The sequence below is a fragment of the Paenibacillus sp. MSJ-34 genome, assembly GCF_018918005.1.
Taxonomy (GTDB): domain Bacteria; phylum Bacillota; class Bacilli; order Paenibacillales; family Paenibacillaceae; genus MSJ-34.
This window is the reverse complement of record NZ_JAHLPR010000018.1, coordinates 13,377-29,057: the sequence shown is the minus strand read 5'-3', so window position 1 is coordinate 29,057 and position 15,681 is coordinate 13,377. Positions and strand designations below refer to the sequence as shown.

The following is a 15,681-nucleotide window of genomic DNA, read 5'->3' as shown; positions in this document are numbered from 1 at the left end:
GAGGTTTTGCGCCTTTAAACTATTTCAATCCACGCTCCTACGTGAGGAGCGACTTAGACAAAACGGAATTGAAATCGGAGAAAAAATTTCAATCCACGCTCCTACGTGAGGAGCGACCGCAAGCGCACCAAAGCAATTGTGCGCGACGGCGAAATTTCAATCCACGCTCCTACGTGAGGAGCGACCGGACAAAAAATGCTTCACTTCATCAAAGTTCCAAACATTTCAATCCACGCTCCTACGTGAGGAGCGACATATAAAGCGAAAGGGGGTGATGGAGCTGGCACAATTTCAATCCACGCTCCTACGTGAGGAGCGACGACCCTATCGGAGCCTACGAAGTTTTTCCGCGAGATTTCAATCCACGCTCCTACATGAGGAGCGACCTGTGGTAATATTAAGTCAAGGATAAGGAATTATTTCAATCCACGCTCCTACATGAGGAGCGACCTGTGGTAATATTAAGTCAAGGATAAGGAATTATTTCAATCCACGCTCCTACATGAGGAGCGACAAATATTGCGAACTATTGGAAAAGTAACAATGATATTTCAATCCACGCTCCTACATGAGGAGCGACGGCAATGATATGTCCAAAGATGGAATAGTCGGCATATTTCAATCCACGCTCCTACATGAGGAGCGACCCGCATCCACATTCAGTCATGTTTAGCCCTCCCTTATTTCAATCCACGCTCCTACATGAGGAGCGACTCCGACCTATTTCAAGCCTTGCCGGACAAGGCCTGCGGGGCCCAAAAGTGCGAATCAATTTTTATTCCCCTTTTTCTTCCATAAAAAATCAACTTAAAATGCAACAAATGCAGGCCGGAAGCGAGGTGCGAATCTCCCGGGGATTTTATGTGAGCTTGAGGTTCGCACCGAATCATTTTCTCGCCTTATAAAAGGATTCCAAAACCTTCCACATATCTAAAGTATAGTCTTTCGCTCCAATCCTATCAAGGATAGCTTGCATGTTTGCACTAGAACAAACAGTGACATATTGCAAGGACTTCATTTGGAATGAATCAAACAACACTGCGCCAGTTCGAAAGGATAAGCGGCATGATGGACACCTTAGAAAGCCTGCAATTGTGCATCCCTTCTACTCGTTTTGATCGGTTGCTGCAGCAAAGCCTGCGATAACAGATCTTTTTTCTCGCTTCGATGGTGGATGAGGTGGTTTGGTACGGAAATTCCTGTACGATCGCAGGCTTTTTTCCCTAATACCCTGTTTCGATGAACAATACCTGTATTTTTACAGAAATTCGTATGAGCCACGAGTCATCGCCGATCAAAATCACATTAAAGGTCTGTGCAACTTAACATCACCGACCTTTTGTCGAAATCCCCCTCGTTCAGAATGCAAGTCGTTCCGCAATCAGACCGCAATTTGATTGCCTCGTGAAGCTGCGAACAATGACAAACCAATAAAATGCTCTCTCTCCGCCGGTACCAACGTTCCTATTAGAAGTCCCATCCTGACGAAAACTATCCTTGGCGAAAGTGATAGTCTTACATCGACGTCACTTCGTTCGCTTTAATTCTCCCCCTGAGTGAAAGGGATTTCGACAAAAGACGTGAAAAAGAGATACCCCCGAACAGGAAGAACCAGACAGACACACTTGGTAACGGTTAACCGAAACACACAAACACTTCACCGCGCTAAAATATATGCACCATACTCAGAAGTTCCAACCCCTCAACACCCGCCTCGCCGCACCTCACAGAATTTTCCCGCGAAGTCTTATTCGTCTCTGGAACCCGGAGCATCAACTCCGCTATAATAATTCCAACTCTATCTACTACATGTGAGGATGTGCAGCCTATTGCAAACCGTCATTGAAAAAATCATCCGCGACAAAGTCGAACTTCTCATGATCGAGAAGCCGGAGAATGCGCCGATTCTGTTTCGCGTCATGCGTCGCATCAGAGCCGGCAACTATCGGCCGAAGACGTTGGTGGACGCGATCTTCCAGCGCAACGATCCGATCAACATCTATGAAACGTGGTGCTTTGCCCAAATATGGGCCGCGCTAGCGCAGGGGCGTGTGGGAACGGCATGGATCCGGGTATCCGATTCGCCGTTCAGCAATGCCGACATCGATCATAACAATACGATTCTCGCTCATCTGCCGGCGCCTTATCGGGCGGAATTCAGCCCGAAGCAGTCGGGAGACGACGGTTTTGTCGAGTGGTCGGAGCCAATCACGCTGCAAGGAGCTGTCCCACGCCACTCGCCTGCGGACGACCGCCAACCGCCGCTTCCGGACACATTCCGGGCGGAGCCGCGATCGATCCCGCTCGAGGTCGGCTACACTTCAGCCGAAAAGACATACGAGCATCTCTTCATCAAAAACGGGGCGCTGGCAAGATTTCCATACGAGTCGAATCATATCGTCATTTTATACAACAGGCGGTTTGAAGAGGAATTCGCGCAGCATTTCGAAACAGACATGATGAATCGCGAGGAAAAACGCGGGAGAGGAAACCTATGGACTACATAAATCGTTATCTGGATCATCTCAGCCAATCGGCTTCCAAAAATACCGTGTACAATTACAAACTCGATCTTCGGACTTTCTTCGAATTTGCGAACATCGATCTGGATGAGACGACGGTTATTTCTACCGAAGCATTTGTGGAGCATGCCAAAACCCAAGGCAAAAAAGCGAGCACGATCAACCGCGTCATCGCTTCGCTCAAATCATTCGTGAAATATATCAATGAATACGAAAATCTCCCGATCGCCCTGCAAGCGGAGCAAGCCGACCGAACGTTCCGAACGATGGACGCCGCAACGAAGGAAGTCGATTTCGAAGAACTGCAGAAGCTTCTGTACGCCCAGACCGAACTGAAGGAGCGATTGATCGTCGAGCTGCTGTATGCCTATGGCATGCGTGTCAGCGAGATCATCGCGATGAAACGGGAGGATATCGATTGGGCAGGCGCACGGATCGTCATCGGTGAGCGTACGAAGCCGTTATTCCAAGGACTTATCCTTTTGCTTGAGAGGTATATGGACTTGTACCGTATTTCCTCCGGTTATCTGTTCCCGCATAAATCGGATGCAGCCCGGCATATGACCCGTGAGGCGGCGACGAGAATCGTCAAAAGGGTGGCGGTCAAAGCGGGAATCCGGGCCGAAACGGTCAGCTCCGAATCGTTCCGGTACGCTTCCGCCTTCAGCGTCATTGCCAAAGCCTGCGATTTAACGGACTTGGAGCAGGAATTGGAATGTACCGAAATGGGAGGATAAATCCCCTAGCCCGCCATGCAAAAAAAAATCCCGTCTCGCCTAATCTGGCTATGACGGGATTCTCGTATTTTTTATTCGTTGCTTATGCCGTCCAATATTCCCGAATCCGCAATCACCTTCACTACCTCGGCTCGGGTAGCCGGCGCTTTGGGCCTGAACGAGCGATCCGGATATCCTGAAACGAACTGACGGTTCACGGCAAACCCGACATACGCTCTGGCCCAGTCGGAAATTGCTCGTTCATCTATAAATGAAAGGGTCGTTTCCGAAGGCAGCGGCGTTTGACGATCCGTTTGGACCAACAGCGCCTTCACGATCATGACCATCATTTGTTCCCTCGATACGGGATCGTCCGGCCCAAACAGCGAATCGGAGTATCCTTCAACGATGCCTGTCGCTTTGGCGCTGGCGATATACTGTTTGGCCCAATGATTGGCCGTGTCTTGGAATGCGGCGGTTTCTTCGGTTGAGGCCGGCTTCATCATATTCGCAACGATTGTAGCAAGTTCGGCTCGCGTCATCGTTCTGTCGGGTTGGAACGTGCCGTCCGGGTACCCGTCAATGAGGCCAAGCTCGAACATCCGGGCTATTTCCTCGTACGCCCAGTGACGCTGTACATCGCGAAACGGAAGCGACACGGGCTTATCTTTTTTCCCCGCATCCGCCCGCTCTTCCTCAGGAAGATCCGCAAGTTCCGGTGAATCACCGGAATCGGAATCGTCCGGCTTTGCCGGCGCAGGCTGCGGCGAAGTTGCGGATGCCGAAGGATTGCCCGGACGAGACGGCTCCGGCTCCGAAGGCGTATAGGTCCCTTTAATGGCAAACGAATCGCTTCGCTTCTCCGGCAACCCCTCTGCCCCAAAAATAAGGAAAGCCTGATTCATTCCGGCGGACCGCTCCGTCGTCGCACGCAAATCGGCGAAGGTTGCTATGCCGTCGCTCTGAGTGGAAGACTCGCTTCCTGTAAGCGTCCATAAGGCGGTATCCTCCGGCTGAGAAGCTCGAACCGGAACTCCGGATACCGGATTTCCGAAGGAATCGGTCACGCGGATTTGCGGCTGTCTTTGCAACAAGCCTCCGCCCTTGCCCGCCGGGCCCAAAGGCTGTGTCACGATTTCCATCCGGCTGGCCTCGGCGGACGTCGGATGGAACAACAGCGCATTCGTCTCGGGATACGCGATATCCGCAACGCGGAAACGTATCGTTTGCGATGCGGCGCGATGCAAAATCAAAGGCTGCTCGGCCATGCCGTCAACAAAAGCGATGGATACGCTCGTCCCTTCTCCGGTCAAGCTCCGCCCGGCGAAACTCCCGGCTGTTCCGTCCGGAGAAGCGGCATAACCCGTTATCGTCACATCCGTCGTGCGGTTATAACTTGTATCCAATTTTCCGTCCGACCTGTATACGTTAATCGTTACCGTTTGGACCGTCCCGGCCGCGGCCGGGGGATCGACGCTCTCGGCCTGGACGGTATATGCCGCTTGGGAAGGGACTTCGTCGTCAACAATGGTAAGTACCGCCTCGGACGGGCTTCCTAACTCAGCTCCGCCTTGCGGACTGCCAAGCGAAAGGTTGACCGTCCGGTCTCCCTCATACGTGTCGTTATCCAGCAGCGTCACCGTAAACGATTGGATCGTTTCTCCCTTGGCAAAAACAAGCTCGCCCTGCGCCGGAACATAATCCGTTCCCGCCGCAGCGCTGCCGTCGCTTGTTCCGTACACTACGGACACGACTCCCCCCGTTCCTCCTTCGCGGGAAACGTAAATGATCGCTTCCCCGCTATTCTCCGCAGCCGTGTAGGTGTCGAAGCTGAATTGAATATAGCTTGTTTCGAATACGCTTATAGGAATCAACCGCTCCATGCCGTCATAACGTACCCGAATATGCGTTTTTCCTAAAGCGACGGCCTGGATTTCATTATGATTCGAGACGATGGCGACATCAGGGTCGTCAGAGTCGATCGTGGCAGCGCCGGTAATGTCAAAGACCGCACCGTCCCAGAAGGCGGATGCCGTCAGTTCGAAGGTATCCCCTTGTTTCATTTGCAGCTCATCGGCATTGACACCGATATCCGTCAACGGATTCGACCATTGTAGATAGGGATATGTTCTTCCTGCCGATCTTTCCCATACGCCGGAAAAATCCCAGTTCGAGTAATTGTCCGGTTGCGCCAATTCGGCTGTCGTTTTGCCGATTCCCCCTTGGCTGGTTGTCCATCCGGATTGTTCGATGTCCCAAAAAGCATCCTTGATGCGGAGATCCGATTGATCCCAATCGCCGACGAGCCCGCCGGTAGATTCAACATATTCGGGACTTCCGATTACTCGGCTGGCTGCGTATGAGGTGTCGATGATATTGGTTTGCCCGCACCATCCTCCTTCGATTCCCCCGATCAATCCGCCTACTCTATCACGTTCTCCTGCAACAATCCCCGTTGCATAGGAGTCGTACACTTCGCTGCAGATAAATCTTCCGACTAATCCGCCGACAGTGCCGAATCTGCCTTCCGATTTCGCGGCCGCATAACTTTCCCTTATTGCGCTATTGGTTGCGTTGCCGACCAGTCCGCCTACTTCGGATATTCCTTTTAACTGCACGATAGCATAGGATTGAGCAAGCGTCGACTCATTCAAAGAACCTATTAATCCCCCTACCGGACCCATACTGCTAAACTTTCCATTCTCTACCGACGAATTGGAAACGGTCGATGAAATGACCTCGCCCGCTATTCCCCCGACAAAATTATTCCTGCACGCCATTTGCACATCGGTAATCGTTATGTTGGAAATGTCGCTGTTTAACGCCGCCCCAGTCAAACTTCCCGTAATATTGTTGCACGCTACAAAACGCACTTTTTCGAAACGAATATTTTTGAACTTTGCCTTGTAAGACCAACCAAATAATCCCAAATAGTTTTCGTCGGGACGATTGATCGTTAATCCCGTAATGCGATGCCCGGCTCCGTCCAAACTCCCTTGAAAGGTGTTGACGTAAGGATCCATATTGGTTGCGGAGGTGCCGATCGGCTTCCACCCTTTACCGTCCGGATCCGAAAAATCGCTAAGATCGATATCCGCCCCCAACCGATAATGTTTATGCAACCCGTATCTGATCCCATCCAGTTCCTCCGGGGTCGTGACCATGATCGGATTGTCTTCCGTATCCCCGGCGCTCGCGGCATAAGCGACGGAGGATAAAGATGCGTCGAAGAACGATGAGAACATCCCGCTCAAACCTAGAATCAACGACATGAACATCATAAAAACACTTCGTTTATTGCCAATGCGCCGAACTTGCATAGCCATCCTCCTTTCTTTTATCAATGAAATAAAGGGGGCCGGGCGATGTACGCCCAGCCCGTCCATTCCCTATATCAACTCGGCATGCCGGAGCATGCGCAATAGAATGGCCGCCGTCTCCGCGCGGGTGATGCGATCTTGCGGACGCAGTTTCCCGTGATCGCCGTTGAATACGCCTGCGGCAATGCTGACCGTCGCCGCCTCCTGCGCCCATGGACTGATCCGCTCCCGATCGCCGAATGGCGCAAGCCGATCGCGAATCTCTTTCTCCGAAAGCGCGGCCGAATTCATGCCCGTTCTCTTCATCGCTTTCAGAATGACCGCCATCGCTTCCTCGCGGGTAATAGGATGCTGCGGCCTGAAGCTGCCGTCCGGATATCCGTCGATCAATCCATATGCGCCGGCTACGCCGATCGGCTCGTAAAACCAGTCCTCCGCCTGCACGTCGTCGAACGATCGCTCGCTTCCACCCGCATGCAGTCCGAGCGCGCGAACGATCATCGCGGCAAACTCGGCCCGGCCAACCGGACGATCCGGCATAAAGTTGCCGTCATCGGTTCCTTCGGCAATTCCTCTCGCCGCAAGTTCGGCCATCTCGTCTTGCGCCCAATGACGATCGATATCCGCGAAGGATCTCGGATTCGATACAACCGTGAAGATGCCGTTCGATACGCTGCTTAATCGGGCGAATAACCGTTCGCCCCGTTTCAGTATCTTAACGGGAACAGGGATAAAGCTTCCGTTCGCGTCAATCCTGATGCCGGCGACAACGTCATGCGGATTCGCATCTTGCGGCAACGCAATCTCCCCGGCGGCATAACGACGGAACGTTTCTACGGATCGAGAAGCCCCGCCGTTGGAATAGCGGATCGAAAAGCTTGCCGCAGGCGCGATTATTTTCATGCCGTTCGTTTCGTTGAGACGAAGCGTTTCGGACTGCACTTGCGCAGTCTCGAGCGTGACCCGCACTTGATCCGCATGCCGCTCAATGGCTTGCGCCAATGCGCCGGTATAGACGGCCTCGATAGGCACATCGTATGCGGCTATTCCGGTATCAATCCGGACAATCGCTTGCTTGTCGGCTAGTACGCGAATCGCTTGCCCGTCCAACTCCAGCGCCATCGTGCCGACAGGATGAATCGCCGTTAATTCGATGACGACTTTGCCGTCCCCCTTCCAATATTCATCATTGGTTAGAAGATCGGAAAACTTGGGCGTGCCGACCAAATGCAACGTATCGCCTTCCTCCCATTCCAACATTTGCGTCAACTCGCCGATTTCCTTGCCGTTAATGAACAGCGTAACCGGAGTCACTGCCGGAGGAGGCGATTGTTCGCTCGGTTTTGTTTCCGACGGCTTTCCAATCGCTGCATGCCCTCCGCCGCTTCCGGTATCGTTGCCGCGCCGTTCGAACACCGTCCGGAACGTTAATTGATACGTCTCCTGCAGCGGATTATATACGGCATCCGTCACGCTTCCCGCGGGAATGATTAGCGTATGGAACTGTCCGTGCTTCAACGCGGTCAACGGTTCGACGATCAATTGGTCGCGATCGATCGAATAAGCGAACTCGATTTCATCGTCGAGCCGCTTCAACACGATGTCCTGCAGCCGATCCGTCGGCAAGATATCCGTGCTGAACCGAATCGACAGCTTCTGATCGACGGGGACATCCCCCGCGTTATGGCTCGGTTCCGTCCCAATAATATACGGATCGGCCATCTCCCCCGGCGCTTCCCTGTTCACGACCAGCGTATAGGTCTTCGACATGCCCCCCTCCGTTCCCGCCACGATCAGGATCATGTTCGATCCGACATAGAGAGGGATCGGCTGCGAAGGTTGGCCGTTTGCCGCTCGAACGCCATGAATCTCGATCCATGCGACATCGTCTTTCGCCCATGGCGTAACGGTCACGGTATACACATCGTTCGTGACGGCAACCGAATAGTCCGTCTTGCTGCTCGCAAACTCGGAGTCGAGCGTTAAGCCGCCGCCAAGCTGCAAATCGCTCAGCCCGAAGTCGCGAACGACGACCAATTCGTACGATTGGCTTTGACCGTCCTCCGGCGTTACCGCGATCTCGATCCGGTTCTCCCCGGTTCGCAGAGCGATTTCCTCGCTCCACACCCCGCTTGCCGTCTCGGTTCCGTTAATCCGAATCCGCGCCCCGTGATGCTGACTCGCCGCTTTGACGCGTATTCGTTCGATTTTCGCATCCGCATACGCTTCATAATCATATTGATCCGGCGAAAAATCGGGCAGCAGCGTTAAAGGCTCGATTTCGAGCGACGAAAGCTTCGCATTGGAACTTTTCGTCAAACCTTCCGCCGTTTCGCTGTACTCGGTTTCGATGCCGTCTCCGTTGCGGGCGGCGGCGCGGAATTGATACTCCGTCCCTTCCGCCAAGCCGTTAACCGTTACATCGAGCTCTCGATCCCACTCCCCGGCCGGCTGCCAATCGCTCGATCCCTTCGGGGCCACCCATACCTGGTATTCGGTGCCCGCGGGATTATCGCCCGGTTCGATGATCAAGCTTACCGCGAAGCCGCTCGTCCCCGCGATTTTCAACGCCGGAACGTCCGCCAGCGTATAGACGGCGACCGCAACGCTTGGCGCGGAAGCCGTTTCGGTCTCCGTTTCCGCCCTGCGCACGACAAAACTATACTGCGTATTGACATGCAGGCCGCTGAAGTTGGCGCCTTCGTACCAGGCGCCGTTGCCTCCGCTCCAATCGCTTCCTTCGTCAAAGCTGTACTCATATTCCGCTCCGAAATCGGTTAATGCGATGCCGTTTGTCAATCGAGCGGCGATCACCGGCGCCGGCGGAGCAGAGGGCTCGGCTTTGCGAATCGGGACAATCTCCGATGAGGTCCAAGCGCTGTCAATATATCCGGTTCGCAATGCCTTGACGCGGAATCGATACTGGCCCATGACGTCGATAGGAATCTTATAACTTGTACTCGAGCCAATCCCGATATCATCGCTCCAATTGGCTCCCCCGTCCGTGCTCGTTTGCACCGCATAGCCGCTTGAATCGGCAACTTCGCTCCATCGAATCGTCAACTCGCCATGATAGACGGCATCGCCCAACACTTCGACGTCAGCCGGAGCAGCTTGCTGCGCCTGTTCCGTCTTAGCCGACACGATATCGCTCCAACCGGTCTCCACTCCATCCGAATTGCGGGCTTTCACCCGGTAATAATAAGTCGTATGATGATTTAGTTCGGTATCGTCGAAACTAAGCGACGCGTTCCAGTTGCGGACGAGCGACGCTTGCGCAAAATCCGACGTTTCGGAACGCTCGATCCGATATTGTGTGTCGACAGCCGGGTTATCTCCCGGCTGCACCGTGAGCCGAACGGCATTTGTTCCTTGCACCGCAGTTGTAAGGCTAGGCTTGACGGCAAGCGTAACCGCCGTCACGCTGGCGCTGGGCGGCGATTGCTTATGCGTTGCCGTTTCTTTCGAGCGAACGGCAACGGTATAACGCGAATTCGCTTGTAAATCGCTGAATACCGCACTTTCCTGCCAGCGAGCGATGTCCGGATTCCAGCCCATGCCTTCCATGATGCCGTACTCCATATTCGCACCCTGATCTTGGAGCGATATGCTGCGCGTTTGAATATCCGCGAATTGCGGGGCCGGCGGCAGCGGCGCCTCGGCTTTCCGAACCTCCATCGCCTCTGTTATGCTCCACCCGCTATCGATGTAATGATCGCGCACAGCCTTGACTCTGAATTGCAATCGGCCCATGTCTTCGATCAAGTATTCGTAGCTTGTCGCCGAACCGTTGTCGATGCTTGCTTGCCAAGTGGAGCCGCCATCCTGGCTAATTTCAAGCAAGTAGCGTTCAGCTTCCTCCGGCGCATTCCAGCTTAAGGTTAACTTCTCCCCGTAAACGTAATTGCCCGTAACGCGAAGATTGGAAGGAGCGGTCAACGCTTTTTGCGATTGAACGACCATCGTATGCCAATATCCGCCGAATATCGCCGATACATTGAACAATCCGGGAATTTGCACCGGGACATTCGAATGGTTGTTATTCCCCGACCCAAGTTGGCCGTAACCTCCTTCTCCAAACGCATACACGGTTCCCGATTGGGATAGCGCCAAGGAATGGCCGTTGCCTGCGGCAATTGCTTTGATCGGGGGCAATCCGTTAATGCGCGTAGGTCGATCCCGCGAGTAATTATCTCCCAATCCGAGGGCGCCGTACTGGCCGCTGCCGAACGAATAAACGGCGCCGTCTTTCGTAAGGATCAGGGAAAATCGTTCGCCCGCTGCAATTTGGATTACTTCCCCGGGCAAATCGAGCACTTTCCCCGGCGTAGGCTTATCGCCGTAATTCCCAAAGCCGCCGCGGCCCAATTCCCCCGCCTGATCGCGGCCGAAGGAATATACCTCGCCTGCCTCCGTTAAGAGCAATGTATGCGTTTTGCCGGGAGCCATCGCCTTCATTTTCGGAATGTTGGGGATTACCGTCGGGGGACCTCCGGATTCCGTGTCGCCATGTCCGAGTGCGCCATGTTGCCCGGAACCGAAAGAATAGACATCGCCGGATTCGGTTAATAGGAACGATTGCTGTCCGTCGGCCGCAATTGCCTTAATGCGCGGCAGCCCTGGGATGTGCGTTGGAACCCATTTGTCGCCCAAATAGCCGAAGCCTGTTTCGCCTAAATTGCCGTAACCGAAAGAGTAAACATCGCCCGATTCCGTCAAAGCTAGCGAATGGGCATAACCGGCCGCGACCGCTTTCACGTTGGACAAGCTCTGGATCTGCGTAGGGGCGGTCTTGCTCTCCTCATTGCCATGACCCAGTCTTCCAAATTGTCCCTCGCCAAACGAATATACTTTACCGTCCTCCGTCAAAATCAACGAATGCTGTTGACCGGAAGCGATGCTCTTCACGTTCGAAAAGCCTTCGATGAGCGTCGGATCGTATCTGCCTGCATAATCGCCAAGTCCTAATTGCCCATACCGGCCGTCGCCGAAAGCATATGCGTAATTCCCTTCCGGTAGTTCGGCGTGAATCGCACCTCCGGTCCATGTCCCTAATGCCATGACGACGATAAGCAACGACGCTAACGTTTTCGTAAACCGTTTCCTGCCATGCTTCATAAAATCAATGCTCCTGTTCCTCATCAAAATAAATACCCCGCCATTCCCATGTTCCCATTCGAAAAAATAAAAGACTATTCCCCAAAAGTGGTATTTCGACAAATCTCCTGTCGTTTTTCCATTCCATTCGCACCTGAGATACTATATCTTTGCCAGCCCTGAACGAGAGGGATATCGACAGAAGGCGGGATAGAGAGAGGCCGAGATCGGCAAAATCGGAACAAAGAAACGACCGCCTGCTTGGGAACGAACAAACATACCTTAATAAGACATCGCCGGGCGCTAAATTCCCGGCCATTTCGCCTCCGAAACGAAAATTGGGAACGGAAATACCTTATCAACGAATCAAAGTTCGCTAATAAGGCACTCTCGTTCCCAATGTACGGAAAAAACGCGTTATCATCCGAAAATAACGAATTTTCGGGTACTAATAGCGCTCGATTTCCCGCGCGCTCTCCCGTACGACCAACTTCGTCGGGATTGTCACCTTCAAGCAAATCTCCCTGCCTGACATGAGCCGTTCCTGCATAAGCGTGACCGCCGTCTCCCCCATGAATTCGGTGTTCAACCGAATCGTCGTCAGCGGAGGCATCATAAATTGCGCGGCCGAAATATCGTTGAAGCCGATCACGCTTATATCCTCCGGAATGCGGCAACCGAGTTCGGAACACGCTTTATACAATCCGACCGCGATCGTGTCGTTGGCGACGAATACGGCTGTAGGTCTCTCTTCCAACTCTAACAGTTGTTTGGACAGGATGTAGCCGTCCTTCGGATTGTAGCCGCCGATTTTCAAATAATTCGGGCGAAACAGCCCTTTGCTCTCCAGAAACTGTTCGAACACTTCCTGACGCAAATCGTAATATCGATTGCCGTGCCGATCGGTATCCACGCCGCCGATAAAGGCGATTCTCGTATGCCCGAGCTCGAGCAAATAATTCAATACCTTCCTTGTCGCCTTATGAAAATCGATGACGACGGAGTCGAACAAATCCTCGTTCGGCGAAGAATCGATAAAGACGACCGGCTTCTGAAAGGCCGCGATTCGTTCGATATCTTCCTTGATGAAGAAGCCGAGACAAATAATGCCGTCCACCGACCGGAGATGTTCGGGAGAATCGCCGCCGCGAATGCGGTACATCTTGAGCCCCTCCAACTCCAGCTTCTTCTCCAGGGCGACGCGTATCGAGAGATAATACGTGTCGTTCAATTCTTCCTCCAAGGAATAGGAATAGTAAAGCCCGATTTTGAATTTCCGTTTCCTTCTTTTTTTGCTCGACAGTTGATACGACAATTGCTCCGCCGCTTCGAACACCCGTTGCCTCGTTTCGTCGGTAACGTTCAGCGTTTCATCGTAATTCAACACTCTGGACACGGTCGCAATGGACACGTTGGCTTTATCGGCAATATCTTTAATGGTCGCCATAATACCGCCTACTCGTTTTGTTTTTAATAAAATCCAGCTTCGTCTCCGCCGTCACGATCGCGATCAAGATCAAGACGCTCCCGACGGCCATTCGAAGCGTTATCGTTTCATGCAGGATCAGTACGGAAAATAAAGTGCCGAACAGCGCTTCCGTCGATAAAATAATGGCCGCTTTCGTTTCCGTCGTAAATTTCTGTGCGATCGTTTGCAGCAGGAACGCGATCGTCGTGCTGAATACGCCCAAATACGATGCGGCAAGCAGCCCGCGCGCGTCCGCATGGAAAACGGCTTCGCCCCGGAACAATACCGCGAGCACAGACAGCAGGCACGCGACGATCATTTGAATGATGGTAAGACCGATCGGATCGTGCCTTTTGACGAATTCGCCGGTATAAAAGATATGGAACGCAAAGCATACGGCGCATAGCAGCGTCAAGACGTCCCCGATATTGAGGCTGGAATTGAACTCCAAAGATAACACGCCTACGCCGAGCATAGCCAGAACGGCGCCGATCAGTCCGTATTTGTCCGGCTTTCTCCGGTATAGCAGGTAGCCGATGAAAGGGACGATCACGACATTGACGGCCGTCAAGAAGGCATTCTTGGAAGGCGTCGTATAATGCAAGCCGACCGTTTGCAGCGTAAAGGCAAGATAGAGAAACACGCCGAGCGCGATGCCCGCGCCGAGCGCCGGTTTGGTCAACGACCGGAACTGCTTGCGGAAAATAACCGACATCAATAATGCTGCAATGAAAAATCGAATCGCCATCACTTGATAAGGAGTCAACGATTCGAGCGAAACCGCTCCTGCGACAAATCCGGTGCCCCAGATGACGGCAACAAGAAGCAACCCGATTTCACCGGAATATTTCCTCATTCGTTGTCCTCCGATAGTACTGTAAATTGTTCGGCCAACATTAGGAAGACGCTTGACGTCCAAGTAAAGGCCGGATCGACCAAGCCTTGGCCGCTGAACGGATCGAAGTTCTCCGCCATGCCGCCCGCAAGCGTCAGATCCATGAATTTGGCAGCTAATCGAGTTGCAAATTCATTATATCCGTTATCCCGTAAGGCATCAATGAATAAATAGGCGACCGGCGCCCAGATCGGGCCAAGCCAATATCCGTTCTCGCGATAGAGAGGGCTGCGGTAACTTTCCGTGCATAAGCCGTATGTCGCCTCGAACTTGTCGGCAAGAACGCGCGCAAGCGAGCGGACGACGTCCCGAGGCAGACGGTACCCGACGATGAGCGGCATACATAGGATCAGGCTGTCCCGGTTCTCGATTACGCGGTCCTCCGGCGCGTATCGCGCCACGAAGCGGCCGTCCTTATATAACCGACTCATCAGCAATTCGCACAGTTCGTCGGCTTTGCCCTTCCATGCCTGCGCCTCGTCCGCCCGTTCCAATTCCGCGGCCATGCCGCTCAGAATATCCATCTGGCGAATCAAATGGGCCGCCAGATCCGGCGCCTCCACCGGGATGCCTTCGTGAAAGATCGAGGCGTTGTCCCAGCCCGAATCGTTCCCGTGATGATACAAAGGCAGCCGCGCGGGATCGGGACGACGGAACGAAAGCCAATAATTCGTGGCGCGCACCAGGCTGTCGTACATGCGGGCGACGACCGCCCTGTCGTTGAACCGTTCGTTCCGCCGCCTCATCTGCGCGAAAGCCCATGCATGAATGGGCGGCTTGCAGCAATTGAAAGAGCAAAACTTATCGTTGATGAAATCGGCATAGACGCCGCTGTCGTCCTGATGCGCCATGAAGATTTCAAACTGGGCCAGAGCAAGCTCCGGATCGCGCCCGCTCAGCATCATTGCGTTAAAGCAATTGTCCCAGCTCCAAATATTGAACATCCAGTTCTTCGACATATACATGGCGTAATCGATAAGCCGCCCTTCGGGACGGACGACGCACGACCAGGTAATGTAGGCGGCCAATCGGCGCGACGGCTCGTAGCGCGACGGAACCGGGGGCATTCGCTCCAGCCACTGCTGGAAATGCCGTTCCGCCCGCGCATGCGCCCGATCGAAATCGTCGTACTCCGTCTTCCGCCATACCGTCCTGTAGCTTTCGATCGCAAGCAGGCCATCGCCGCCCCCCGGATTGAGCACCATTTCAATCTTGTCGTTGCCGACCGTCCGCCACGGAGCGCGGACATCAATATCGCCCTGCAGCAAAGTGAACATCAGCTTGATCTCCTTCGAATACAAGTGATATTCCCATTGATTCCGCCCGCAGGGCATGAGGCTGTCGTAGCGCGTTTTCACGGCTGTCAGCTTTAAAGCCGCCCCATGGAGCCTGCAATGAACGACGTTCTCGTCGCCGATGCATAACTCGGCATACTCGCTGGGGTTATGCCGATGAACCATGCGCAATTTTGTCTCGGTCGCCTCAAGGTCGTACTCGACCGCCTCTTCGCCCCGCAGCAGGTCCAGGACGAAGATGTTGCTCGGGGCTTCGTCGCCGCCGTGCAGATCGCGAAGAAACAATTGGTTCGTTTCTTTCGCGAAGGATACGGCAAAGTAGGAACCGTAACGGCTGAAAGGTACCGAGGAAAGATCAAGCGGCATAA

At 53.5% G+C, this 15,681-nt stretch carries 7 protein-coding genes and 1 CRISPR repeat array (1 of these 8 cut by a window edge); of the genes, 2 read left to right on the top strand and 5 right to left on the bottom strand.

Annotated features, from left to right (window positions below; all coding sequences use genetic code 11):
• A CRISPR array of direct repeats spans window positions 1-714; the repeat unit is 32 nt; unit sequence ATTTCAATCCACGCTCCTACGTGAGGAGCGAC (it extends 1,628 nt beyond the left edge of the window).
• 1,115 nt (window positions 715-1,829) lie between these two features.
• Together KQI79_RS10860 and KQI79_RS10855 are read left to right on the top strand one after the other, a co-directional pair.
• A complete protein-coding gene (locus tag KQI79_RS10860) occupies window positions 1,830-2,507 on the top strand; it encodes a hypothetical protein (protein ID WP_216538255.1) in 678 nt (225 codons plus the stop codon).
• On the top strand, window positions 2,495-3,259 hold the full coding sequence (locus KQI79_RS10855; protein ID WP_216538254.1) for a tyrosine-type recombinase/integrase: 765 nt from the start codon (window positions 2,495-2,497) through the stop codon (window positions 3,257-3,259). Before KQI79_RS10860 ends, KQI79_RS10855 begins: the two co-directional genes overlap by 13 nt.
• 71 nt (window positions 3,260-3,330) lie before the next feature.
• On the opposite strand, the gene KQI79_RS10850 is transcribed toward KQI79_RS10855, so the two are convergent.
• The 5 genes from KQI79_RS10850 to KQI79_RS10830 form a co-directional block, all read right to left on the bottom strand.
• Window positions 3,331-6,564 carry an S-layer homology domain-containing protein gene (locus tag KQI79_RS10850; protein WP_216538253.1) on the bottom strand — a complete coding sequence of 1,078 codons (3,234 nt, stop codon included), beginning with the start codon at window positions 6,562-6,564 and terminating at the stop codon, window positions 3,331-3,333.
• A gap of 63 nt (window positions 6,565-6,627) precedes the next feature.
• Window positions 6,628-11,676 (bottom strand): RCC1 domain-containing protein, encoded by a 5,049-nt coding sequence (locus KQI79_RS10845; protein ID WP_216538252.1) that lies wholly within the window; start codon window positions 11,674-11,676, stop codon window positions 6,628-6,630.
• A gap of 427 nt (window positions 11,677-12,103) precedes the next feature.
• Window positions 12,104-13,102, bottom strand: a complete 999-nt coding sequence (locus KQI79_RS10840; protein ID WP_216538251.1) for a LacI family DNA-binding transcriptional regulator — start codon at window positions 13,100-13,102, stop codon at window positions 12,104-12,106.
• The gene (locus KQI79_RS10835; protein ID WP_216538250.1) at window positions 13,089-13,979 is read right to left on the bottom strand and encodes a DMT family transporter; all 891 of its coding nucleotides are present in this window, start codon (window positions 13,977-13,979) and stop codon (window positions 13,089-13,091) included. Before KQI79_RS10835 ends, KQI79_RS10840 begins: the two co-directional genes overlap by 14 nt.
• Entirely contained in the window at window positions 13,976-15,679 is a 1,704-nt protein-coding gene (locus tag KQI79_RS10830) for an amylo-alpha-1,6-glucosidase (protein WP_216538249.1), read from the bottom strand. The genes KQI79_RS10835 and KQI79_RS10830 overlap by 4 nt, the downstream gene beginning before the upstream one ends.
• Window positions 15,680-15,681: the final 2 nt, after the last annotated feature.